Source organism: Aquabacterium sp. A08 (assembly GCF_011742065.1).
This window is the reverse complement of the sequence record NZ_JAAQQT010000121.1, coordinates 1-914: the sequence shown is the minus strand read 5'-3', so window position 1 is coordinate 914 and position 914 is coordinate 1. Positions and strand designations below refer to the sequence as shown.

1 protein-coding gene is annotated in these 914 nt (G+C 73.3%); it reads right to left on the bottom strand.

Annotated elements, in window-relative coordinates; translation table 11 throughout:
- Positions 1-57 precede the first annotated feature (57 nt).
- Positions 58-903 carry a D-hexose-6-phosphate mutarotase gene (locus HA630_RS00685; protein ID WP_371809173.1) on the bottom strand — a complete coding sequence of 282 codons (846 nt, stop codon included), beginning with the start codon at positions 901-903 and terminating at the stop codon, positions 58-60.
- Positions 904-914 lie beyond the last annotated feature (11 nt).

The following is a 914-nucleotide window of genomic DNA, read 5'->3' as shown; positions in this document are numbered from 1 at the left end:
GGATGATGCGTTTGGCGAGCATGGGCAGATTGTCGCAGGTGCGGAGGATCGGTGGCGTCAGCACAACGCCAGGGTCTGGCTGCCCTGCCAGGTGGCGCCGGGCGCCAGCTCGACCGGGGTGTCCACCTGGGCGGCCTCGACACACAGCAGGTGGGCGTGGTCCTCGGTGGGCAGATCGGCCAGCGCGGCAGCGCCACAGGCGCCCGGGTTCCAGACCACGGTGTCGGACCAACCGCTCTGTTCAATGGCCAGGACTTGGTCGCCGTCTTGCAGGCGCAAGGGCCGCGCACCGGGGCCATAGACACGGTCAAAAGGTCCGGCCAGGCACAGGGCCTCCGGGGCGGGCTGGCGCCGGTCGGTCAGCGCATCCCACTCGGGGCGGCCGCGCAGGCCGCTCAGGCGGGCATCGGCGACCGCGTCCAGCCGCAGGTAGGTGTGCAACGCGCCGGTGAAGCACCAGGCGGTCGGGCCGGGGTTGTACACCGCCAGCTGCAACGTCAGCCGGCCCGGCTGCAGGGCCAGCGTCAGGGTCAGGACAAAGGCGTGCGGCCACAGCGCACGGGTGTGGGCGTCGTCCTGCAGGCGCAAGCGCAGCGCACCGCCGTCGCCGTTGGGGTCGAGGGCGGCCCCGTCCCAGGACCACGGCCGGTGGCGGGCAAAGCCATGCTTGCACAAGGGGCCGCGGGCGTTGAACTGGGGCCAGCACACCGGCACGCCGCCGCGGATGGCGGCCTGGCCATCGAACACGGCCCTAGGGCTCAGGTAGAGACGCTCACGCCCGGCGGCGCGCCACGACAGCAGGTGCCCGCCGTGCAGGGCCACCAGCAGGCGGTCGCCGTTGGCCAGGGTCAGGTGGTGGCTCGGCTGCCCGGCATGGGTCAGCGGGCCCGAGGCGGCTGGCACCGCCGGTTCAG